At 46.5% G+C, this 24039-nt stretch carries 19 protein-coding genes and 1 tRNA gene; 6 read left to right on the top strand and 14 right to left on the bottom strand.

Annotated elements, in window-relative coordinates; genetic code table 11:
• Positions 1-27 precede the first annotated feature (27 nt).
• From QUA57_RS15865 to QUA57_RS15875, 3 genes are all read right to left on the bottom strand, one after another.
• Complete coding sequence (locus QUA57_RS15865; protein ID WP_333062082.1) at positions 28-906, bottom strand: RNA-binding domain-containing protein; 879 nt, start codon at positions 904-906, stop codon at positions 28-30.
• A gap of 233 nt (positions 907-1139) precedes the next feature.
• Positions 1140-1511 carry a DUF4278 domain-containing protein gene (locus QUA57_RS15870; protein ID WP_333062084.1) on the bottom strand — a complete coding sequence of 124 codons (372 nt, stop codon included), beginning with the start codon at positions 1509-1511 and terminating at the stop codon, positions 1140-1142.
• 242 nt (positions 1512-1753) lie between these two features.
• Positions 1754-2098 carry a BON domain-containing protein gene (locus tag QUA57_RS15875; protein ID WP_333041213.1) on the bottom strand — a complete coding sequence of 115 codons (345 nt, stop codon included), beginning with the start codon at positions 2096-2098 and terminating at the stop codon, positions 1754-1756.
• Between the two features lie 143 nt (positions 2099-2241).
• On the opposite strand from QUA57_RS15875, the gene QUA57_RS15880 reads away from it, so the two are divergent.
• Positions 2242-2442, top strand: a complete 201-nt coding sequence (locus tag QUA57_RS15880; RefSeq protein WP_333041214.1) for a chemotaxis protein CheW — start codon at positions 2242-2244, stop codon at positions 2440-2442.
• Between the two features lie 194 nt (positions 2443-2636).
• Here the strand turns inward: QUA57_RS15880 and QUA57_RS15885 are convergent, their stop codons facing one another.
• The 8 genes from QUA57_RS15885 to purC form a co-directional block, all read right to left on the bottom strand.
• On the bottom strand, positions 2637-3899 hold the full coding sequence (locus QUA57_RS15885; protein WP_333062086.1) for a DNA cytosine methyltransferase: 1263 nt from the start codon (positions 3897-3899) through the stop codon (positions 2637-2639).
• A 136-nt stretch (positions 3900-4035) separates the two neighbouring features.
• The gene (gene lpxB, locus QUA57_RS15890) at positions 4036-5208 is read right to left on the bottom strand and encodes a lipid-A-disaccharide synthase (RefSeq protein ID WP_333062089.1); all 1173 of its coding nucleotides are present in this window, start codon (positions 5206-5208) and stop codon (positions 4036-4038) included.
• Between the two features lie 9 nt (positions 5209-5217).
• Positions 5218-5820 carry a Uma2 family endonuclease gene (locus tag QUA57_RS15895; RefSeq protein ID WP_333062090.1) on the bottom strand — a complete coding sequence of 201 codons (603 nt, stop codon included), beginning with the start codon at positions 5818-5820 and terminating at the stop codon, positions 5218-5220.
• A gap of 41 nt (positions 5821-5861) precedes the next feature.
• The gene (gene lpxA, locus QUA57_RS15900; protein ID WP_333062091.1) at positions 5862-6656 is read right to left on the bottom strand and encodes an acyl-ACP--UDP-N-acetylglucosamine O-acyltransferase; all 795 of its coding nucleotides are present in this window, start codon (positions 6654-6656) and stop codon (positions 5862-5864) included.
• Between the two features lie 214 nt (positions 6657-6870).
• Entirely contained in the window at positions 6871-7392 is a 522-nt protein-coding gene (gene fabZ / locus QUA57_RS15905) for a 3-hydroxyacyl-ACP dehydratase FabZ (RefSeq protein ID WP_333041219.1), read from the bottom strand.
• Between the two features lie 78 nt (positions 7393-7470).
• Complete coding sequence (gene lpxC / locus QUA57_RS15910) at positions 7471-8325, bottom strand: UDP-3-O-acyl-N-acetylglucosamine deacetylase (protein WP_333062093.1); 855 nt, start codon at positions 8323-8325, stop codon at positions 7471-7473.
• A 258-nt stretch (positions 8326-8583) separates the two neighbouring features.
• Positions 8584-10968: a BamA/TamA family outer membrane protein gene (locus QUA57_RS15915; protein ID WP_333062095.1), complete on the bottom strand. Its 2385-nt coding sequence runs from the start codon at positions 10966-10968 to the stop codon at positions 8584-8586.
• Between the two features lie 185 nt (positions 10969-11153).
• Positions 11154-11882: a phosphoribosylaminoimidazolesuccinocarboxamide synthase gene (gene purC, locus QUA57_RS15920; RefSeq protein WP_333062096.1), complete on the bottom strand. Its 729-nt coding sequence runs from the start codon at positions 11880-11882 to the stop codon at positions 11154-11156.
• A gap of 257 nt (positions 11883-12139) precedes the next feature.
• Between purC and QUA57_RS15925 the strand changes: the two genes are divergently transcribed.
• From QUA57_RS15925 to QUA57_RS15945, 5 genes are all read left to right on the top strand, one after another.
• Complete coding sequence (locus QUA57_RS15925; RefSeq protein ID WP_333062099.1) at positions 12140-12571, top strand: response regulator; 432 nt, start codon at positions 12140-12142, stop codon at positions 12569-12571.
• 123 nt (positions 12572-12694) lie between these two features.
• Positions 12695-16111: a response regulator gene (locus QUA57_RS15930; protein ID WP_333062100.1), complete on the top strand. Its 3417-nt coding sequence runs from the start codon at positions 12695-12697 to the stop codon at positions 16109-16111.
• A gap of 205 nt (positions 16112-16316) precedes the next feature.
• On the top strand, positions 16317-18629 hold the full coding sequence (locus QUA57_RS15935; RefSeq protein ID WP_333062102.1) for a DNA phosphorothioation-associated putative methyltransferase: 2313 nt from the start codon (positions 16317-16319) through the stop codon (positions 18627-18629).
• Positions 18626-19282, top strand: a complete 657-nt coding sequence (locus QUA57_RS15940) for a transglutaminase family protein (RefSeq protein WP_333062103.1) — start codon at positions 18626-18628, stop codon at positions 19280-19282. Before QUA57_RS15935 ends, QUA57_RS15940 begins: the two co-directional genes overlap by 4 nt.
• 279 nt (positions 19283-19561) lie before the next feature.
• Entirely contained in the window at positions 19562-19843 is a 282-nt protein-coding gene (locus QUA57_RS15945) for a BrnT family toxin (RefSeq protein WP_333062104.1), read from the top strand.
• 114 nt (positions 19844-19957) lie between these two features.
• Here the strand turns inward: QUA57_RS15945 and QUA57_RS15950 are convergent.
• The 3 genes from QUA57_RS15950 to QUA57_RS15960 form a co-directional block, all read right to left on the bottom strand.
• Positions 19958-20039, bottom strand: a tRNA-Leu gene (locus QUA57_RS15950).
• A gap of 230 nt (positions 20040-20269) precedes the next feature.
• Positions 20270-20980, bottom strand: a complete 711-nt coding sequence (locus tag QUA57_RS15955) for a peptidoglycan-binding protein (protein WP_333062106.1) — start codon at positions 20978-20980, stop codon at positions 20270-20272.
• A gap of 612 nt (positions 20981-21592) precedes the next feature.
• Positions 21593-24013, bottom strand: coding sequence for a sucrose synthase (locus tag QUA57_RS15960; RefSeq protein WP_333062107.1), 2421 nt, complete (start codon positions 24011-24013; stop codon positions 21593-21595).
• Positions 24014-24039 lie beyond the last annotated feature (26 nt).

Consider the following 24039-nt stretch of genomic DNA (forward strand, 5'->3'; position numbering starts at 1 on the left):
CTATTCTTTCTCTGCGCTGTGCTTATCTCAATGGTCAACTTTCCACTTGATATATGTGCAAAACTGAGATGCACCCGTAAATTTTCTGTCAAATGTTGGCAAGCCTCGATTATCTCTATTTTCCACATCCGTTTCAAACCTAAGTAAACGAATAAATGAGGCAGGCAGATATCTCTGAGGATTGGATGCAAAAAAAAGTAAACCTGCGTTCGTAAAGGTATATCCTTCGCCATCTCTATTGATTGCACCAACCTGGTACAGTAACTCTTCATCGTTGTAGTCATAAGAAGAGTCCACTAAGAATACTTTACGAAATTCTTGAAAAGCTGCTCGATCCAAATCTCTAGAATCATAGGGGCAACAATCTGCTTGCTCGTACTCTATGACTTTTTTATCTCGCCGCAACTGTTCAAGCTGTGCCTGGTTAAGACAAATGTTTTGTGAACCTTGCCTGACCCATGCACGAGGGTGATTTCCCACTGTTTGGCAAATTCGCCGTGATGTGTAAGGGATATAGACTAGACAGATCGAGTCTTGTCTGCCAGAATCATTGAGGCATTCAAAGAATTGCGCTTGAGCTGCCTGATCGGATAACAACGAGTTAAAACCAGTCAATCTGCTTCTCTGGTCATCTGATAAGTGGCTAATTCCTTTAACTTCACCTTGTGAGGAAATACCAATAACCAATAAACTTCCAGATTTGTTTTTATTGGCGAATGCAGATATGCACTCAGCTACTTGGTCCAGAACGCCATCTAGTTGTTTTTTCTCAACGCAACCATTGGACCCGATTCTTCCAGCTTCTTTGCGATCGAATAACTGACCTTCAAAGTCTTTATCGACTGAGGCTGTTAGAAAATCCCAGTATTTGCTGGGATTTTGAAAAACTTCTCTGGGGTCAGGCATTTTTCTGCTATAGGGTTCCTAGTCATTTCCAAAGCCAAGGTTGGCTCTAGGTCCAGTATAGCGATTTGTTGATTTAATAGAACTGATTTCTCTTCCTGCCACCCGTGACTCAGGCAGCATAGCCTATTTGTAGAGGGAAAAAATCAATTACTTATTTGTGAAATCAGAGAGGGAAATGAAGCACTCTAAATTTCCCCCTCTTGACAAACGCTTTGTTTTCTGAAGCTTTTTCTCTAACAGACCATCTGTCTCGACTCAATTTCTAGCAAGCGCAGCAGTGTTTCGTCGCCCTTGGCCTTGGCTGCTTGCTTTCTACGATCGAGAATATTGCAAATATTCGCCTGGTGCACTTGCGCCAATTCCACAACTGTGGGGTAATATTCCACTGTCGCTGAGGTGCGCGCTGCTGCGGCATCCCGATCGCCAGCTTGAGCATCTCGCTTTTTGGTATTGTTGGTGCCACCGTATTTTTTGGGGTTGGGAATGTGTCTCGGATACCGATAGTTCCAGTTTTGGCCCCGGTATTTGCCCGCCACTTCGCCTTCGACCATATCAACTGTAGGAATGTCGTACTCGTAGTTTGAACCGCGATAAGTGAGTTTCATATTTTTTGATCCTTATATTTATGGAGATAAAAAGGGCAGTCAGGTCAGGGTTGGTTTTCTTGGCTAAAACTTTTTTAGTTTCTGTATTCAATTATACTGTTTTTTGAGATAAATCAATTTTATTTACAATAATTAATATTTTGAGGGGGAGACGGCAAGAAAAAACCCGCCGGAGCGGGTTTAATCGAGTTTTTGACTAATTCGAGCAGCATCCGGAGCGAAACTGCTTCGGTTCCGAAGAACTAGCCAACTGTCACCTGATCGGTTTGCACGCCTGCGGCACCTTCTTCAGCAGAGGCGATCGCCACCAACTTGTCGAGAATTTCCTGACTGGGAACTTGACCTTTGAGAACAACCGTGCCGCTGAGCTGAGCCACATAAACAGTCTCGATATCAGCAACTTCTGGATCGGCGTCAAAAGCTAAAGCAACCCGCTTCGCAAGGCCGCTTTCGTCAAAATTTCCGTCTGGGCCGACTTTAGCAGGAGCGATGGATTGCGCTTGGGCAGCTTGCTGTACTACTTGTGCCATCGGTTCAGCCTGGGGTGCAGGCTTTTCGAGTCCGAACAGTCTTTTAAACCAACCCATAGTATTTGAGTCTCCTGAAAATACACTTTTTCCAAGATAGCTCTAGAATTCCAAAAGACTCGTAATTGTTGCAAAACTCAGCGAAATTTATCAAAATGTTTTTCGGCAGACTTTCACAATCTCAAATCTCCCCTGATATCTAGATGTTGATTTGGCTATTTTATGTATATGACGATCGCTACGCCTTGGATTGCAGACCAGTAGTTGAAATAGTTCCCACTTTTACCTTGAAAAACCTGCACAGCGCGCCGGAATACATTCCCGGTTTGTTTAACTACTGGGGACATCTCGTGCGGGTCATCGAACTGTGTTCACTGATGCAGGGGACGCTAACCCGCGCTTAATTGGTGTAGTCCTCCATAAGTAGTGATGCAATTTGATGTAAGCCGCTGTGTGCAGATGAAAGGCAAAAATCACTACTTATTTACCAATTACCAATTCCCCATTCCCAATTCCCAATTCCCAATTACTACTCACCAATTTCCAATTCCCAATTACTACTCACCAATTCCCAATTATAGATAATTAAATCTAATTCTTAACTTTTTAGATAATATTGTTCTGCTTCCGACCAATTCAGTTTAAGCAACGAATCATCTCCCCATGTCAGCTTGAGACTCGGCTTAATTGCTGTCACGCCCAAAGCCCTAATAATTTGCGCTGCGACAGCTTTCGCCAATAGCGGCGGTACAGAATTTCCGACTTGGCGAAAACCGTGCCATTTTGTGACGTGAAATCTAAACCAGTCAGGATAGGAATGCAGTCGCGCAGCTTCTCTGACTGTAATGCACCGAGGGGCGATCGGGTGAATCGGCCTCGGCGAAGTATAAGCCCCCCTAGCCCTGTCGGTTCCGGCCCTGAGAGTGTTGCAAACTCCCTCGGGATGCAGCTTGTAAAAACGGCTGATCGGCTCTTTTTCGCCGTGTTTGGCCGCATGGAACCTTTCCATACATTCCTGAGAATGTTTAGTTCGCAAACTACAAGAGAGGATTTGTCGATCGTACTCGCGATCGTAGGAATAATCATCATCCAAACCATCAATTCCGCGCATTATACTCGCATAAGTGCTGCACTTTCCGTACTCCGCCATCACCCAATCTCGGTGCAGCAACTCGCTGTACTTTTCCACTTCCGGCAAATCTCCAATCGCATCCCAAACTGTCGGGACAGCAGGTAAATTAATTTTTTTATAGCGTTTAGGAATTTTAACTTTCGGCAATATAGTAGTTTGCTGAGGATATTTGGGTAGCTCATAACCTGCTTTGCACCCAATCAGAAACAAGCGTTTGCGAGCTTGCGGCACTCCATAGTGAACAGCGTTGAGAACTTGATAATTTTCTTCTACTTTATAGCCACGTTTCTGAAAAGAGCTAATTAAAACATTCAGGAGTTCTTTGTGTTCTCCTGATGCAATTCCCGGCACATTTTCCATTACAAAAAACTTGGGTTTTAGCTCCAAGACTAAGCGCTGAAAGTGAAAAATTAGAGAATTTCGCGGGTCGTCAACATCGCGCTTGCCCATCATGGAGAATCCTTGACAGGGCGAACCGCTGATTACTACGTCTATCTCGCGCCGCCCGATCGCCGATTTTTTCCGAATTTCCGATCCCGTAAGCTGTGTGACATCTTTGCATAGAATAGAACACAGCGGGAAATTAAACTCGTGTGTGGCGCAGTGAATAGGGTCAATTTCGACTGATGCAAGTACATCAAAACCTGCTTGTTCAAAGCCCAGGGTCATGCCGCCCGCGCCTGCAAATAAATCAACAGCGATCGGTCGCTTTTTCCGATTGCTTGGCATAACATTTCAATAACAAAGTTGCTTTAATAGAAATTAAGGAAATCAACTGCGTTTCTGGTAATATATCGTAGGTTTGTCCACGATCCAGCCACAAAGAAACCGGGTTTATACATAAGCTTTCAAGACGAAAAATGCTTTAAGAAGCTGTATTTAATTTAACATTTTTCATGATTTCCACAGCGGCCCGATCGCACACACCCACATCTCCGAGACTTTCCCGCATTTCCCGATAACCTGCCAAAGTTTGCTGGCGCCGATCGGCATTTTGCAGCAATTCCAGTGCGTGATTCACTATATTTTTCGCAGTAGCGTCGTCTTGCAGTAACTCCGGGACGATCGGCTTCATTTGCACCAAATTGGGCGGAGACATAAAAGGAATCGAAAATTTCAGGACGTGGCGAAAAATCCAAGCGGTAATTGGACTGACGCGATAGAGGACAACTTGCGGAACATCCAGCAAAGCCAACTCCAGATTAACAGTACCAGATTTAGTAATCGCCAGATCGGCAGCAGCCAAGATTTCCAGAGTTTGATTTTCTAACAATGTAGCCCGCAAACCGTAATTCTCGATCGCCTGTTCGATTTTGCTGCGAAAAGCTTGGTTAGCAAGCGGAATCCAAAAATGAACTTCCGGCAATTTAGCTTGAATAATTTGAGCTGCCTCAAATATAACCGGCATCAGGTACTTGAGTTCTTGGTGTCTGGAAGCGGGAATTAGAGCGATCGACACCTGTTCCGGCCCAATTCCCAAAGTTTTGCGGGCAACTTCCCGGCTGGGCGCAGATTGCATTCTATCCACCAAAGGATGACCAACCCAACTCACTTGGGCTCCTTTTTTTTGATAATAACTAGCTTCCTCTGGGAAAATTGCCAAAAGTTGGTCGCAAATATTGACAATCAGATCAGTATTGCGAGGAGAAATTGACCAAACCCATTCTTGAGGTGCGATGTACCAAACCACCGGCAAATCAGGCAAACAGCGGCGGATGTAGCTGCCAATACCGAGATTTGGAGTCAAATAATCAATCAATACAACAGCATCGGGGCGAAAGTTTTTGAGATATTGTTTAGCTTTTTGCTGAACTTTGATCGTGGGCCAAATATACGGCACTGATTCTATAAGGCCCATAGAACCAATGCCCACAGTATCGCCTAAAATAGTAGCACCCGCTTCCGCCATACGAGGGCCGCCCAATCCTGTTATTTCTAACTCCAAACCGGCGGCGACAGCGTGACGTTTTAAGGCTGCAATTAACAAAGATCCTTGCAAATCGCCAGAAACCTCACCAGTGCTGATAAAAATTTTCATATTCTGACTTTATACAGGTGAGATGTTTGCTAATAACTCGGTAACAGCATCATATTGAGCGGGCATATTAGCACAGCGTAGCAGTAATTCTAAGTCCAGCTCGGGAAGGAATGTACTCCGGGGCATCTCCTGATAATTTTCACCTGTTAAGTAATAGAGAGATAACTGACTATTTTGCCAAAACCAGACTTCCCGAACACCCAATCTTTTGTAGAATTCTAGAGTATTTATCCCGCCACTGGTAATTACCACTTCAATAGCAATATCTGGGACTATTTTTTGGGTTCCTATATCATAGGAATCATCTGGCTCTTTTCTACCGCCTAATTCTCTGTTACCCAAAGTCGGCCCGCCCTTGCCGTAAAATCGAATCCCATTTGCTCTCATATATGCCTCTAGCAGCATACAAAGAGTTTTATTGATTATTTCGTGTTCGGGCGAGACAGTCATAATTTGCAGTAGTCGATCGAGATAGAAAAATTTCACACCTCGAAAATCTTTAAAAGCTGCTTCTATAGCTTCAAATTGCTCCCAACTAACATCTGAGAACCTGATGCAGCCATCTGGTTCTGTTTCAGGGGATGTAGATTTGACTGAAGTATATACATTCATAGGGCAACAGTCGCTTAGTTCATAGGTTTATTCTACCTGATTCACTTTTTTCCAGGAATCAAACCGCGCCGCCCTTTGGTTATAGACTGCTGCACAAATCTCTGCAGGTGCTGCAAGTGGGAGTTTTCTGGCAACAAATCCAACTGTTCCAAAGCTTGATTGAGAGTGTAGCCAGAATGGTATAGAATACGAAAAGTTTTCTTTAAAACTAGCAAATCTTCTGGTGTAAAACCAGCGCGTTCGAGGCCTATTTTATTGATTGCTCGCACTCTCGAAGGATTCCCCTCGACTAGCATATAAGGAGGTACGTCTCGATCGATCCTGCTCAAGCCGCCAACCATAGACAAGCGGCCGATGTGGACAAACTGGTGAACGCCCAAAACCCCGCTCAAGCGCGCTTGAGACTCGATTTTAACGTGTCCGGCTAAGGCTACAGCATTGGCGATAATTACTCGATCGGCGATCGCGCAATTGTGTCCCACATGAACATAAGCCATCAATAGATTATGATTGCCAATTGTCGTGCTTTCTCCGGCTCCTGTAGCGCGGTTAATTGTCACGTATTCCCGAATGAGATTGTTGTCGCCAATTTTCACCCTAGTCAGAGAACCCTCGTATTTCAAATCTTGAGGTTCCAAACCAATCGCCGCACCGGGGAAAATTTGATTGCGAGCGCCTATTTCTGTTAGCCCGTCTATAATTGCATGGGCGCCAATCTTAGTATCCGGCCCGATTTTCACTCTTTCCCCAATTACAGCATAAGCTCCCACTTCTACAGTTGGGTGAAGTTCAGCGCGGGGATGAATCACAGCAGTTGGGTGAATCAAAGTAAGCATTTGTCAGTTGTTTTGCTGGTAAGTGGGAAGGAAGTTTGGCAACGCGCAGTGTAACGGATTAAACGAATGGATGTTGACGGAAGAAGGAAGGAAGAGGGAAGAAGGATATTTTTAAATTTTAATATTGCTTCATTCCGAGGAAGGCTTCGCGGTTTTAATTTAAATTAAAAATTCAACACTTAAAACTACCCGCAAGCACTCACCAATTCCCAACTTAATCTACCATCGAAAAAGTCAATTCTCCTTCACAAACTTTTTGTCCGTCAACTTCAGCCAGAGCCTGCATTTTTGCAAAGCGGCGGCGTTTTACCCACAGCAATTCTACAGTCATCAGCAACTGATCGCCTGGTACAACCTGACGACGGAACTTGACTTGATCAATTCCGGTAAACATCCACAATCCTTGCTTGATGTCGGGCAACTGAGCCAGAACAATACCGCCAACTTGAGCCATCGCTTCGACAATTAATACTCCCGGCATAATCGGCCGTCCGGGAAAATGCCCTTGAAAATGCGGTTCGTTAAAAGTCACATTTTTAATTCCTACAGCCTTCTCGGACGGCACGTAATCAACAATCTTGTCAACCAGTGCAAAAGGATAGCGATGAGGCAATAATTTCTGAACTTCTTCGAGAGTAAAAGTAGATTTAACCGCTGGAGAATCTTCACCGTTTTTGGTGGGTACGGATTCAGAATTAGCAGTATTGAGGGTGTTAACTTCAGTCAGCGTAGACATTGCTTGAAGACTTTTGAGTGTGGTATTGCAGAAGGCAGAAGGAAGATGCAATCTTAACAGAAGATCACTTGTTTTTTCCTAACTTTTATCTAGGGTAGCTAGAGCTTCCGATTTCAGGGCTTGGGCGAGTTGGACGTGCAGGTTGTGACTGGCTTTGTAAGCCAAGTAGTGAGCTTTTGGCCAAGTTCCGAGCAGACTGAGGTCGCCTGCTAGATCTAGGATTTTATGGCGCACTGGTTCGTTGGCAAATCTCAAAGGCGGGTTGAGCCAGCCGGATCGATCGCAAACTAGGGCGTTCTCTAGGGTACCACCTTTGATCAAACCTGCTTGTCGCAATTGGTCAACTTGGCGAGCAAGTCCAAAAGTGCGGGCTGGGGCGATCGCGCTAGCAAAAGTTTCTGCCTCTGGCGACCAACTGTACCATTGATTGCCGATCGCCTGTTCCTCAAAATCAATTCCGTAACTAAACCGAGTTTCCGCTGACGGTAAAGCTGCTGCAAAGGCATCCCCGTGGCGCACCCAAATTGGCTGTTCTAGGACGAAGGAGGAAGTGGGGTCTTGCTTCGATTCTTGAGGAACTAAGCCGGTATGGGCGATCGCCTCTACCCAAACCAGAGCCGAACCGTCCAACAGCGGCAATTCCGCCCCATCAACCTCAATTCGAGCATTATCCACTCCCATCCCCGCCAAAGCGGCTAATAAATGCTCTACAGTGCGAATTTGAGCATCGATACCAGCCAGTTCAGTGGAAAGTGCAGTCTGACAAACTGCCTCAATTTTTGCAGGAATTATCGGAGCACCAGGCAAGTCAATTCTGACAAAATAGCGGCCTTCCCCAACCGCAGCAGGCAAAACTCGGACGCGAGTTTGTTCGCCGCTGTGCAAACCGATTCCCGACAGTTCAAATTCAGATTTTAAGGTACGTTGAGTCATTAGTTATTGGGAATTGGGCATGGGGCATGGGGCATGGGGAATTGGGTCTCGGTAATTGGTTATTGGTAATTGGTTATTGGGCATCGGTAATTGGTTATTGGTTATTGGTTATTAGTTATTAGTTATTAGTTAATTACTACCAATTACCAATTCTAAATGTCCAATGCCCAAGACTTAGACTACGCTCAGTACGAGTGTCCAATGCCCAATTTCCCATGCCCCATGCCCCATGCCCAATTCCCAATGCCCAATTCCCAATTAGAATCGCTCACCAATCCCAAAGTGAATTCGATTGTCGCCAGTGTCGTTGATACCGTAATCGATCCGGATCGGTCCTAAAGGAGATTGAATCCGCACGCCGAGGCCGTAACCGTAACCGCTACCCGGCTTTCCGCGGATACCGGCAGGGTCGCCCGGGACCTCTTCGCCCGTGCCCAAGTCAGTGCCAGCATCCAAAAATAGCGCTCCGCCGATAAACGAAATAATCGGGAAACGGTACTCAACGCTGGCTTCTAGGAAGCTGCGACCTGCTCCCATGTCGCCTTCGTCGTATCCGCGCACCGAGTTGGCGCCCCCCAAGGCAAAGGCTTCGTAGGGAGGCAAATCTCCGAAGACGGTGCCGCCTCTAAAACTGAATGCCAGGGTTTGAGGGCCGGGGGTAAAGTTAGTGTACTTGACTGGTAGGTACAAGCTGTAGCTGGCCCGCAGGCGGTTTAACAGGATGCTGCCGGAACCTACAGGAATCGATTGTTCCATCCCAAACCTGAGCAGCGAACCGCTAGTGGGGCGGAGGGGGTCGTTGCGCCGATCGCGCACAACACCTGCTTGCAAAGTTGTCAAGTCATCCGAGCCCGAATCGCTAAAACTCAACAGGTTGCCGAGTTCGTCCTCGGACTCGCGCCTGCCTTTGCGATCGGTAATTGAGACTCGCTGGTACTGCAAGCCGACTGAAGCTGTCCACTCAGGATCTGCAAAAGGATTGCGCGACAGGGGACGGGTGAAATTGATGCCGGCACCGGTGCGGACGACGCGGGGTCGATCGTCGTTCGGCAATCTGACTTCCCGTTCCCCGCCGTCAAAAATCACGCTGATCGATCGTCTTCTAAACGCATTAATCGTATAAGAAGTCCGGTAAGGATCGCCCGCAATCCAGGGGTCGGTAAAACTCAGGTCAAACAACGTTTGGCGTTCCCCGATTTGTACTTCAGCCCCCAATTTCTGGTTCCTACCTCTCAAGTTTTGCTGCTGGTAACTCAGCGTACCGAACAAACCCGTAGCGGAACTCAAACCCGCACCCGCCGCCAGAGAACCGGTATTTTTCTCAATGACGTTGACAATTACCCTTGCCTTGCGGGGGTCAGTCGTTCCCGGTTCCAAGGCAAGTCGCACGTCTTCAAAAATTCCCAAACCAAACACCCGTCTCAAATCCCTTTCCGCCTTGGTGCGGTTAAAGATCTCTCCGGGCTTGAGTTCTACTTCGCGGGTGATGACAAACTGACGTGTGTTGCCTCCGATCGGCTGACCCGTGGCATCCGTTGACTCTCCCTCCTTGTTCAGGAAGCGGACATCAACGGATTCGATCTGGCCTTCTGCCACTACCAGGGTGACAGTGCCGTCGTCTGCTACTTGCGGGGCATCAGTGATTTGGCCCAAAACATAGCCGTTGTCTTGATACCACGCATTAATTTTTTTCACTCCCTCTTCAAAGCGGCGGAGGTTGAGAATTTTGCCGTATTGATCGCGGAAGCTTTCGTCAATTACGCTTTGGGGCAGCACTTGCTGACCGGTGATTGTCACTCCCCGCAGCACCGGATTTGGCTGCACAATAAAAGTCACCCGGACGCCCAACGGGGTGTCTTCCGGTACTGCCCGCACGTTTCTGAAAAAGCCCGTGGCAAAAATGGCGTTAATGTCTTGTTGCAGTTGGCTGCGGTTGGTCGTGCGTCCTGGTTGGGTGCTGATGACTCGGTAAATTTCGCTTTCCAGGTCGTCCGTCGCCCCGGTGACTGTAACTTCTGCAACTAGCACTTGCGGTTCTGCCGCCCCGGCGGGTGCGGGGGTTTGTCTGGGCTGCGGTGCTGGGCCAGGGGGTAATGGGGGAACGGTGTCCGTGGGCGGTCTGGTCGGGTCCGGTCTGGGGGTAACTTGGGCGTTTTGAGCGATCGTCCCTGATTCCTCTGGTTTCCCTAGCTCTGCTGCGATCCAGGCGGGCGTTACAGCCGCTTCCGATGGGGGGAGCGAGCTGTCCTGTTGCGCGTCTGGCAGGGCGTTTTGGCTGCTAGAGGCGGGGGAGGGGTTGGATGCTAGCTCGGGTTTGATTTCAAGGCTCAGAGGTGAAACCGGGGAGGGGGTGTCTCTGACTCGGTTTGGGGGATCATCGCGGTCGTCCTCTCCTCTGGCAGGGGCCTCCGCTATTTTTAGGGCTTCGGCTTTGCTGGTTTTAGCGGCTTTGCGGTTTTGAGGAGGGTTTTGGGTTAATTCTGGAATGGGGCGATCGGGTAATTCGATCGACGGGGCGGGCGGAAGGGCAGCCACAGCTTCCTCTGCTGATTCAGAGTAGGATGTTTGGCCACTTGCCGAATTTGATAACCCGAATGTTGCTGAGGCAGTAAAAACTGCCACCAATACAGCAGATAAACGCATTTTTGTTCACTTTTTTGGGCAATCCACACACCACATTAGTCATTATTCATTAGTCATTAGTCATTAGTTATATAAGTCGGTGGAATTTCGCGCTGACCGCTAATTGATGACTGTTGACCGCTGATTGCTGACATCGAAAACAGAAGGGTGACAAACTGTGCAATTCTAGCGCATTACCAAGGCCTCTAGACTTTCTGAGCGAGAACGCGTTGGAGAACTTGCTGGTAAGCGGTTTCTACCGATCCTAAGTCGCGGCGGAATCGGTCTTTGTCCATAACACGGGCGTCGGGGTCGGCTTCTGCGTTGTCCCAGAGGCGGCAGGTGTCGGGACTGATTTCGTCGGCGAGGATCAGATTTTGATGTTGGTCGATCCCGAATTCTAGTTTGAAGTCTACCAGGGTGATGCCACACTGGCTGAAAAATTCTTTGAGTATTTCGTTAATTTCGCGGGCGGCGATTTCTAGTTGGTCTACTTGTTTGGGGGTGGCTAGCTGCATTAGCAGCAGCCTGTCGCGGGTCAGCAGCGGGTCTCCTAAATCGTCGTTTTTGTAATAAAACTCCACCAGCGGGGGATTGACTATTGTGCCGAGGGCGAGTCCGGTTTGCTTGCAAAGACTGCCGGCGGCAATGTTTCTGACTACGACTTCCAATGGCAAGATTTGGACGCGACAGACTCGCATTTGGTTGGGGGCCGGCGTGTCGATGAAGTGGGTGGGAATGCCTTTGGCTTCTAGCATCCGAAACAGGTGGGCGGATACGGCGCAGTTGATTTCGCCTTTGCCGACGATGCTGCCGCGTTTCTGGGCGTTAAAGGCTGTAGCGTCGTCTTTGAAGTGGGTCAGCAAAATTTCGCTGTCTTCGGTGGAGTAGAGGATTTTGGCTTTGCCTTCGTAGAGTTTGCGATCGGCTGACATGGCGATTAATAATGTAGATGAGTTTTAGATTTTACCGTAGCTCGATCGGGCGTTATTGGCGAGTTTTTGGATCTCGGCTGCGCCACTCAGAGCATGAGGGGCGAGTACACCTGCAGGTAGATCCCGCGAGCGGCCCAACCATAAATGATTCTTGACAAACGACAATAGAGATTAAACCTGCTGGGTTCGCGATCCGTGCTGACTAAACCTTACCAACGAGACGGGCGCTTAAAAAACATCTATAAAATGGCTGATTTATGCAAGACAAAAAAATTCATATTCTTTTGGTAGAAGATGATGAGGTTGATGTGATGAACGTCCGGCGAGCTTTCAAAAAAAATAACATCGTCAATCCCCTCTACATTGCTGCCAATGGATTAGAAGCTCTAGCTATATTACGTGGAGAAGAAAAAATAGAGCCTCCTATGCCTCAAGAGCGCCGGTTAATTTTGCTGGACTTGAATATGCCGAGAATGAGCGGGATCGAGTTTTTGCAAGAATTGCGACAGGATGAATGTTTGAGGTCGATTCCGGTAATCGTCCTCACAACTTCTAATGAAGATAGAGATAAAGTAAAAGCTTATAATTTGAATGTAGCGGGTTATATTCTTAAACCCGTTACTTTTTCTAACTTTGTGGAAGTGATGGCTACCCTCAATAGATACTGGATGCTAAGCGAAATTCCCTAAAATGGGAAAATTTAATAAAAAATTTATTTTTTGATGTGGCTTGGTGATTTTTCAGCGCTACCGTTATTTTAATTCCTTTTTCCAGACTGCAGCTTTTTCGGAGTAATCCACAATTCGGTTGTTATGGACAAAATTCTCACAATTCTGATAGTTGATGACGATGCAGTCGATCGAATGGCGATCAAACGTTCGCTCAAGTCCGCTGGTGTTTCGGCAGAAGTTACTGAAGCAGAAGACTGCGCGGATGCCCTGGCCCAACTCTCGGTCAGCAAAAATTATATGCAGGCTACCACGAAACTCTCGAGACCAAATAAATCTCAACCTTTAAGCGAGGTTGAGGAGACCGAAAAAGGGCTGCTATTAAATCAAATATTTGAGTGCAAATTTGACTGCGTATTGCTCGACTACGGATTGCCGGACGGTGACGGACTGAGTTTAGTAAAATATCTACGAGAAGCTGGGCTGAAAGTTCCCTTAATTGTGCTCACCGGTCAAGGCGACGAACAAATTGCTGTGGAATTGATGAAGGCAGGAGCTTCTGATTATATCGCTAAAAACAAGCTTTCTCCCAAAAGTTTGTCTCGCAGTTTGTCCAATGCGATGCGCGTTTACCGCGCAGAATTTCAGGCGTTTCATACCAGTCAAAAGCTCAAGGAAAGTGAGGAACGATACAGGTTAGTTTTAGAGGGAGTGAACGACGGAATTTGGGATTGGGATTTAAGTAAAAATGAGGTTTATTGGAACGATCGCCTTTTGGAAATTATCGGTTTGTCGCGTAAGCAATTTGGCAGGACTATGGACGCTCTATACAACCGCCTGCACCCCGATGACAAGGAGGGAATTGTCGCGGCGATCGCCGCTCACTTGGAACAAGAAATAGACTATAATGTAGAATTTCGGCTGCTACACTCGAACGGTGTTTACCGCTACTGTACTTCTCAGGGAAAAGCTCAGCGGAATTCCCAAGGAAAACCGCTGCGAATGGCAGGCATGATTAGCGACATTACTGAGCGGAAACAGGCGGAAGACGCTCTGGAAAGGGAACGGCAGCAACTGAGACAAATTATTACTTGCGTGCCTGTAGCAATGGCGATGTTCGATACACAAATGCGCTATATGGCTAACTCTAAAAAATGGGTTAGTCAATTTAATCTAAACTTGCCGTCTCTGAATAATTTCAGCCATTACGAATTGTTTCCAGATACACCGAATCGCTGGAAAGTAATGTACCAAGAAGTGCTCAAAGGCAAGGTAGTTTCTGTGAGCGAAGATGCCTGGGAACGAGCCGACGGATCAGTTCTGTACCTGCGGTGGGCTGCTCACCCTTGGTACGATCCAGACGAGAAAGTCGGGGGAATCGTGATGGTTGCCGACAAGATTAATGAGTTGGTGGAAGCGCGGGAAACTGCCTTAGAAGCTAGCCGGGTGAAGTCGCAATTCTTGGCGAACATGAGTCACGAAATTCGCACTCCGATGAATGGGGTTTTGGCAATGGCTCAATTGCTGCTGCGCGCTCCTCTAGAACAGAAACAGCGGGACTGTGCTCAGACGATTTACCGCAGTGCTGAGCATTTGCTGAATGTTATTAATGATATCCTCGATTTCTCTAAAATTGAAGCTGGAGAAATGCGACTGGAAAAGGCTAATTTTGATTTGGATAGTTGCGTTGAGTCGGTGATAGAAATTATAGCACATTTGGCCGAAGAAAAAGGTATTGAATTGAATATTTTAGTTGACAGCTCAGTGCCGAGAAAGTTGGTGGGCGATTTGGGCAGATTGAAGCAAGTTTTGCTGAATTTGACGGGTAATGCGATAAAATTTACCGATCGCGGTCAAGTTCTAGTTCACGTAACTGTGAAACAGGGCAACCGACGGGCAGACGGTAGACAAGAAGCAAGATTGCTATTTTCGGTGCGGGATACTGGCATTGGAATTTCGGTCCAAGGGCAAACAAAGCTGTTCCAATCTTTTTCTCAGGTAGACGATTCTCCTACTAGGCCTTACGGCGGGACGGGCTTGGGTTTGGCTATTTGTAAGCAGTTAGTGGAGATGATGTCCGGCGAGATTGGAGTTCGCAGTTTGCTAGGCAGCGGTTCGACTTTTTGGTTTACGGTACCTTTGGAAAAACAGTTGCCAGTGGAGCCTCAAGATCCCGAACTTGCGGGCAAGAAGCTGTTAGTAGTCTCTGGAAGCGCTTTGAGGAGGGCAGCGGTGCGATCAATCGCTCAAAGTAGGGGTGCGCGCTGCGACGAGGCAGAAACTGCTGCTGAGGCTTTTAGTTGGTTTAAAAATGCCCAAGGCAGGATTTCTCAGAATTCGGGAGAGGCTGGAAAAAGCTGGGATGTGGTGCTTGTGGACTTGCAAATGCCGGAGTTGGATGCAGAGGAATTTGCTAGGAAAGTGCGATCGACCTCGACAGTTGGGTCGTTAATCGCCATGACTGGTTTGCGAGAACAGCCGAAGGCTGAATCGCTTTGCAGTCGGGGTTTTAACGGATATTTGATCGAGCCGGTGCGACCAAGCCGCCTGCTTGAGGCTTTGCAGGCGCCGGTGAAGGGAACGGGAGAGTTTGGGAGAGTGGAGGCTGCTAATACTTGCAAGTTGCCGCCAGTTAATTCTCAATATGTTACTCCCAATTCGCTGTCATCGCTGAGAATTTTGGTGGCGGAAGACCACCCGATCAATCAACAAGTTCTGGTCGAACAGTTGGCAGTTTTAGGCTATCAGGCTGACTGCGTGGTAAACGGTCAAGAAGCGCTGGATTTGCTGGCAAAAAAAAGCTATGATTTAGTGCTGATGGACTGTCAAATGCCGGTACTTGATGGTTACAAAACGGCGCAAAAGTTGAGGCAAATCGAAGGAAGCGATCGGCATACTTTTGTGATGGCTTTAACTGCTCATGCTATGCCGGGGGAACGAGAAAAGTGTCTGGCGGCGGGGATGGATGATTATCTCAGCAAACCTGTAGATTTAGATGCTTTGGCGGCGGCCCTGAAAAAGTATGAAGCCCTAAATGTTCAGGGTGAAAATAAGTATGGAGTTAAAAGTATAAATTCGGAAAATAAATCTCAATTAGCAACAAATTATACAGAAGTTATGGAAAAAGCGCAGGTTGTAGCTCTGCCGACACCAAGGGCGATCGCACTTCAAACTTGGGAACATAAAGACTACGACGGACTGTTCGACAAGAGCAGATTGGAGCAACTCGGACGAGTCAATATTAAATTGCCAGAGCGACTTTTGCAAGCTTTTGTGGCAGACGCTCAAGCTGATATGGCTGCGGCCAAACTAGCCGTAGAAGCTAAAGATTGGCAAGCTGTGGAATATCAAGCCCACCGTCTCAAAGGAACTTCTGCTAATGTGGGAGTTGCTCTGATGTCGGATTTGGCCGCACAATTGGAGCATCAAGCGCGATGCTTTCAATCTGAAACACCAGAGGGGGAATTGTTAAATATTGAGAGGATTGAGAATATATTAGTGAGTTTGTCCAGTCATTTAGCCCTGGTTCAAGAATTTGTGGAAACTCGAATGTTGGGTTAATATCTTACTCGCTCATAGTCAATCGTAGTCGGCGATAAAAATCGCCGTTACAAAAACGAAGTCCCTCTATAAAAGACTAAGAAATAAAGCGGTACGGTACGGAGTGTGCATCCTACATATAGAAATTATAGGTAAATTTTGTTGGTTTCTTCACTCCCTGTCCTCTGCGTTCTCTGCGGTTAATTAAAAAATAATTAATTTAGCTATGAATTACGATCCCAGTACAAACAATATTTTAGAGATCAATTCATTAGAAAATAATGAAGAAATGCTTACGCCTTTGAGGGTTTTTGCTCAGGAAGTTTTATTGTATGAAAACAAGGTGGTTGGTGAGCAAAAATCGGTAAATGCTGTGCCGTCCCCCCCCGAAGAAATCAATAATTTTTGTGTTGACAATCTCCTAGCAAAAGTGGCTCGCTGCTGTCGGGAAAGCAAGGTTGGAAAAAAATTACCGACGGCTTTTTACGTTCACGTTTCGGCTTTGCAGACACTCAACCCTGTCCTCGGAATCTACGAAAGTTGTGCCAGACGCACTCTGGAAAATATTGATGAAGCAACTTTAGTTAAAATTTCACTCCATCAACCTAAAATATCTTATCTTTTTTACCCAGATTTCGATACAGATGCTCATCCTGCTTTGCAAACTAGCATCCAGATTAATCTAGCAACTGGGGAAGTTAAATATTTCGATTACAGCAACAGCGAAAATCCCCCTGTTTTGCACCGTAAGGAAACTTTTGTAGCAGCAGATTATCCCCATTACGAAAAGTTTTGGAGGCTGACTCGCTGCGAGGAAAAGTGGGGGCTGCTTGACAATACTAGCGTTATCGGCACTCGCGAGGGTTGGCTCAAATATTTGGGATATTGCGGTGTGGAAATCCAAGATCATACTGTTGTCGAGCGTGTGAAACAGGAAAATAGTGAGCTATCAATTCCTAAGATAGAGCGGCACAAAGCTGCAATGGTACGCAATTCGCTTTCTAAACCTCTGCGTCTGGTTTTAGAAGCAGATTTAGCGAGGGACGGGGCTACTTTTTTTGATTACGGTTGCGGTTACGGCGGGGATATTAAATATATTGCACAAGAGGGTTATGCTATCTCTGGTTGGGACCCATACTATCAGCCGGATACTCCGCGAATTTGTGCTGATATTGTGAATATTGGTTACGTGATTAATGTCATTGAATCTTTGGCGGAACGCCGAGAAGCTTTGCTGAATGCTTGGGAATTAACTAAGAATTTATTAGTTGTAGCAGCTCAGGTTTTGATTGACGATCGCCAACAAGGTCAAATTGTTTACGGGGATGGGGTGATTACTTCTCGGAATACTTTTCAGAAGTATTACGAACAAGAAGAGTTGAAGGTTTATATCGACCAAGTTTTGAGTGTGGATGCAATTCCTGTTGCTTTGGGGATTTATTTTGTGTTTCGGGATGCTGCGGAGGGTGAAGGTTTTCGTGCTTCTCGGTTTCGATCGCACTTATCGACTCCCAGAGTGCGATCGCAAGTTAAGCGGTTTGAGGATTATGCGGAAATGTTGGCTCCTTTGATGGCTTTTGTGAGCGATCGAGGCCGGCTTCCGGTTAAAGGCGAACTAGCCGAAGAATCGGCGATTAAGGGGGAATTTCACAGTTTTAATCGCGCTTGGAGGGTGATTTTGCAAGCAACGGATGCGGATGATTGGGAGAAAATCGCCGACAAGCGCCGCCAGGATTTGCTGGTGTATCTGGCTCTGATCGGTTTGGGCGATCGGCCTTCAATGCGCCGACTCCCAGCTCAAATCCGCAACGACATCAAAGGTTTGTTCGACAATTATCAAAAAGCTTGCACTTTGGCTGATTTAATGCTGTACAGTTTGGGCAAAGCTGATATTGTTGCGGATTGCTGCGAAGATAGTGCGATCGGCTACAAACAGCCCGGTTCCCTTTCAGTTCACGTCTCTGCATTAGAAGAACTAGACCCTTTGCTGCGGCTTTACGAAGGCTGCGCCAACCGCACAATTGGCAGACTTGACGGCGCGACAATCATCAAATTTTACGCTCGCAAACCTCAGATTTCCTATTTATTTTATCCCGATTTTGACACGAACCCGCATCCCGCCCTTCACACTTCTATGCACATAGATTTGCGCGACCTTTCTGTCAGTTATCAAGATTATTCTGATGTGGACAACCCGCCAATTTTATTGAGGAAAGAAGCTTTTGTTACTGCTAGTTATCCCCATTATGACAAGTTTGCGAAACTCACCCGCCAAGAAGAAAAGTTAGGGATTATCGATCGTGGCGCAGTTAAGAAACATCGGCAGTGGGTGAAGTGTTTGGAGGAAAACTGCGTTAAAATTAAGGATCATAAGTTGTTTTGGCGATCGAATGCTGACCCAGACAAGTTGAAAATACTGCAAAAAACTGCGTCGGAACGCCAGCAGAAAAAGATTGATTTGGAGCCAGGAAAGAGTGAACCAACCCCAGAAAACGCAGAGGGAACAGAGGATGGAAAGATTAGTGGCGAACAAAGTTGAAATTTGTTGGTAAGGTGTTTACAATTCAGGCTGTAGCGTTCCTAGCGGTTGACATGGAAGAATACTTGAAAGTGAGTGAAGTTATTGATTGGCAGCATCCTGAAATTATGGAATGTGCTAAACAAATCGCATCGGCATATGACACACCAACGGCGATAGCTAAGGCTTGCTTTGAGTGGGTGCGAGATGAAATTCGTCACAGTTATGACTATCAAATGAGTCCTGTGACCTGTAGAGCTTCAGATGTACTTCAGCACCAAACAGGGTATTGCTATGCGAAAAGTCACTTGTTAGCAGCGTTACTAAGAGCAAATGAAATTCCAGCAGGTCTTTGCTACCAGCGGTTGAGTATTGATGACAAGGGTGCGCCGTATAGTTTGCACGGTTTCAATGCCATCCATTTACCTGAAGTTGGTTGGTATCGAGTTGATGCAAGAGGTAACAAAGAAGCAGTCAACGCTCAGTTCACTCCACCTCAAGAACACTTAGCGTTTAAGATTCAGTTTTCCGAAGAGGCAGATTTTCCAGGCATACTCTCAGAGCCGCTTCAAGTCGTTATAAAAGCACTGCAAGCACAGAAGGCATGGGAGGATATGCTTCGTAATCTCCCAGACATTTCGTTGGAGTCCGCGAAGAGTTATGGTCTGCTATGATACCCATCGAATCCTGCTTTGGGCAGGCGCAGCGTTTTGAATTGTTCACGGGCAAAAGAGCCGCAACATTCGTCTTTATGAGCGCCTCGGATACAAGCTATTCAATAGTGAAAAAGTAAACAAACTGCTGTCGTTCGTGTTAATGGAAAAACACAAGTGAAATGCCCCAACAAGCAGCGCAGGCTGTGGCAGTAGTTTGAAAACCATCGTTTTTTGTGAATAACGCATTGACATTGTAAATACATTTTACCTATACTAGGGAGCCTGAATGTAGACTGCGTGCTCAATGGCATTACCTTCGTATGGGAGGACTCAAAAGCGCAGATTAATCCCACAAATCATGATGGGGTTACTTTTGAAAAAACTGCTGAATCCTTCTTTGACCCATTTCTAGTTGTCGTTGATGCCAGCCGCAATGAGGAAGCGCGTGATGCTGTGATTGGGCTAGGTCGTCGGTGGAATCTACTGTATGTGGTTCACATTGAGCCTGAAGAAAATGTCATTCGGATTATTTCAGCACGTAAAGCAACTCGTCAGGAGAGGGCAGAGTATGAAGGTTGAAGCATTAATGTCGAGTGTCAAATTATTTGTCCGCGTGGACAGGTTGCTGCCCGTTTGACAAATAATTTGACACTCGACACCTGAAACTATTGATGTACAAAGCGTTAAGAGTAGTGCGGATAAAAGGACTTGAACCTTCACTCCTTTCGGAACCAGAACCTAAATCTGGCGCGTCTGCCAATTTCGCCATATCCGCATTTTGACATTTAAATACTATAGCACACAACAGAGCGATCGATCAATCTATTTTAGATTTTAGATTTTAGATTTTAGATTTTAGATTGAAGGAAGCGACCCACTGATAAATCCGCAGGGTGATGAGCAAATTGCTCGATCGCCCAACATCGAGAAACCCGGTCATTTTTGGACACCGGGTTCAATCATGAGTTATCGCCACAGCAATTTTCCGTAATTTTCACTTGTCACTTACTTTTGGCCGAGCGCCTTCCAGGTTGTTTCGTCCACCATGCCGTTAGCCATTAAACCCTTATACTCCTGAAATTTCTTGACAGCCGTAGCAGTGCGAGCGCCAAAAATGCCGTCGATGGGGCCCGGATCGTAACCCTGTATTTCCAAACGCACCTGTAGCGTCTTCACCTTGGAACCGACAGCGCCTTTATTTAGAAGAGTTGGAGGATTGCCGGGAACAGCAGCATTGCTCAGAATTGGAGGAGTGCTCTGCACAGTTTCAGAAGCTGATGCCGGATCTGCTGCTAAAGCTGTCCAAGTTTCTTTGTCCACAATGCCATCTGCGTTCAAACCCTTAGACTGCTGAAAGGCACGAACCGCCGATGTAGTGCGAGAGCCATAGGTACCGTCGATCGTCCCTACCTTGAAATTGTGCACCTGCAAGCGCTGCTGTATGGCTGCAACTTCTGGCCCGTCAGCTCCCGCCGAGATAGTTTTTTCCTTTTTCACTGGTGCCTGCTCGCCCGCGTAAAAAGGCTTGTTAAACATATCTCCTTTGGACTTTCCCTCGGGCGATGCTGACGCACCCGGATCGGCGGGAGCCGTAAAGTCTCTGCGGTACTGTTCCTGCACCAAGGGTTCGGAGTCGAAAGCAGCAGTGGCCTTTCGGGTTAAGCCGGGAACGAGCAGAGCAATCAAGCTGAAAATCGTAACAGTAGTCACACGCATAAATTTCATCCTGTTAGTGAGGTTTGACAAGGTATCGCTGTTTTCATGTTTCTAAATCTAATTGTATTACCCGGACTGCTTTCTGAGACATATAGCAAAAGGAAGAAGGAACAAGGCCATTTCACTTGGCGATCGGGTAACAAAAAGTCCGAGGGAAGGGGTAATAGACCGCATTGGTTTGAGCCATTAAGAAAGTTCTAAGCGTCTGGCGCGGTTGCTATATCTGCCCCGGTCTCTAGAATTTCAGCACTCGGGACACCAGCACTCACAAGTTACCTGTTAGAAGTAGGGGCCGGTTCGCACTATTCCTAATAAACCCGCTTGATTCCGAGATGTTTCGTTACCAAAGATCCTATTTTCGTATAAACCACGTCTTTTAGCCTCAGTCTTATGGTACAAAACCTGCCGTCATTCACAAATCTTTACAGGCGAATTTTCTACAAAGTTGATCTATGAAAAGCGAAGTTTTTTCCTTCAATCTCCCCGTAATATCAATTTCGGTTATATGGGAATTATTAAACCCCTCTTGACGCAGAGGATACAGAGAAAGAAAAGAGAGAGAGGAAGAATTCCGATACCAAGGGATTTCATGTAAAAAGCAAAACTCGCGACTTATCGATTTGCGTGTTCTGCCAATAAAGCCTTTGCTCTTGGCTTGTAAATGAGATAAAACAGCGATTCTATGTAGCGGAGCATATCTTCGCGGTTTTCTTTGGACGAGTAGTTCCAAAAACCGTAAGCCCGGGCCAGAGTCAGCAGGTTGGTAGTGTGAATTTTCCAGGTATACGTGCTGTAAACTCGGTCAATTCCTCGCGTTGAAATTTCATACCAATAGTTGGGATTGTGTTCGCATTTAGATAAAAAATCTAGAAGTTTTTGGGCAGTCTCCTGGTGGTGGGTCGGGTTGATATAAAACCCATTTACGCCATCTTGAATGATTTCCAGCGGGCCGCCAAACTGCGTCCCGAAAGTGGGAATTCCGGTAATCATTGCTTCGAGAATTGTCAACCCGAAAGCTTCAAATAATGCTGGCTGAACAAATATACCTTGGGTGTCGGCGATTACCCGGTAGATTTCGCCGGACAGGCTTTTGGAAAGCCTCACTCCCAGCCAGCGAATTTTACCGTGGAGGTTGTATTGGTCGATAATAGCGTAGAGCTTTTTAATTTCTTCTGCTTCTTCGTAGTCTTCGGTTTCTTCGACCCGCAGCTTGCCAGCTACTAGAATTAAGTTGCATTTTTCTTGCAACTCCTGGCTTTTTCCGAACAATTCTGCTAAGCCTGTCAGGTTTTTAATGCGATCGAGCCGGGCGATCGAAAATAAAGGGCGCTTTTGCGGGTCGTCGAGTTTTCCAAAGACTTGTTCCGGGTCTTCTAAAGTAAATAGCAGTTCGTTGAGCCGATCGCGATCCTCTTGCACCCGGTCTTCTATCCGGGTGTAGGGAAAGTACACACTTTCGTTAACTCCCGGCGGCACGACGTTGAATTTAGGGCTGAACAGTTCAATCCCGTTCACAACGTGGTACAAATCCGGCATCGTAAAACAATGGTAAGATTCGTACTGACCAACACTATCGGGTTTGCCGACAATCTCTTGATAGGTGCTGGTGACAATACAATTAGCTGCATTCATGGCAATTATATCGGCCGTAAATTGCAGCGCAAAATGGTATTTTTCCTCGGATTCTTGCCAATAAAGATTGCTTAACAAATATTTAGATTTTTCCAGCGCATGGGCAATGTTGCACTGAGTAGTTTTGAGTTTGCGAGACAGCAAAAACGCTACCAAGTTGCCGTCGGAATAGTTGCCGACAATTAAATCTGGTTTGCCCTGAAACTCAGCCAGCAGTTCTTTTTCTGCATCGATCCCGTAAGTTTCCAAATAAGGCCAAATCTCGAATCTAGAAATCCAATTTTGAGTCAGTTTGGGATTGAACTCCCGGAAGGGAATCCGCAAAATCCAAGCATTTTCTGTGGCGTGAACTTTTTCCAAACGTTGGTTGCAGCGCGTGCCGTCGCTGTTAGGAATTAACCGGGTGAGAATAATTACTTTAGGTTTGACTCCTAAACTATCGAGACCGGCAAGATGAATGTCTTCTTGCAGTTGTTTCTCTAAACTCTTCGCTTGATCGAGGACATAAACTACCTGACCTCCCGTATCCGGTCGCCCCAAAACTCCTTCTTGCCCGAACCAGCCGTGAGGAGAAACTAGGACGATGTTGAAAATCATCGGGAGGCGAGAAATAAATTGTTCTAGGGTTTGCGGGTCGGGGGCATCAATTAATTGGTCAAGAAGTCCTAGGGTTTCATGCACGCGGGCGGCTGTATTTCCCCAACCTGCCTCGAAACCCATCATTTGCAGAACTAATCGAAATCTCTCGTAGGGTTCTTCTTCAGAAAGTTCGCTGACAAAGGTGAGGGCTTTTTTGATTTGTTCGGAAAGTTGTTCTTGGGATTTTATGCGATCGTTAATTAGTAATTGTACGCCGTTGTAGCGGTGAATGCCCAAGAAATTAAATAGAGTTTCCTGCGATTGTCTGGGGTCTTGAAACAGTTTGCTGGAAAGGTATCGGTTGAGGAATTGCACTCCTTTGCCGATGTTTTTGGGGTCGCGAATTGTGGGGGAATAATCGTAAAAAGGGCCGAAATCTAGTTCGAGAATGTCGCTTTCTTGGGGGTGAAAGTGGTTGACGAAGCGATCGCGCACATCGAGCAATTCTTGCACTGTCATCTGCTCAACAGTCAAGTCGTCTGCAACTCGCACTATTTCCATTTTAGCAATTTTTGGCCGCAGCAAGACGCAAAGGCTGCCTTCTTCGAGAAGAATTTCCTGAACGTAGTAAATGAGTTTGCTTAAAAGAGAAGATTGATGGAACTGTTCGGGCTTTTCGTATTTGGTGCAGTAGGCGGCAAAAGCGTTAACTATGTCGTTTCGCAGTAAATATGTGTTACCCAAAGCGCGTAAATCGCTGACAAACTGACGCAACTCGGTTTTTTCGTCGCTGGCGATAACAGTCTGAAAGAGTTCAGACATACATACTCCCTTATTTAAGACTTGGG

The organism is Microcoleus sp. Pol7_B2 (assembly GCF_036701035.1).
Classification (GTDB): Bacteria; Cyanobacteriota; Cyanobacteriia; order Cyanobacteriales; family Microcoleaceae; genus Microcoleus.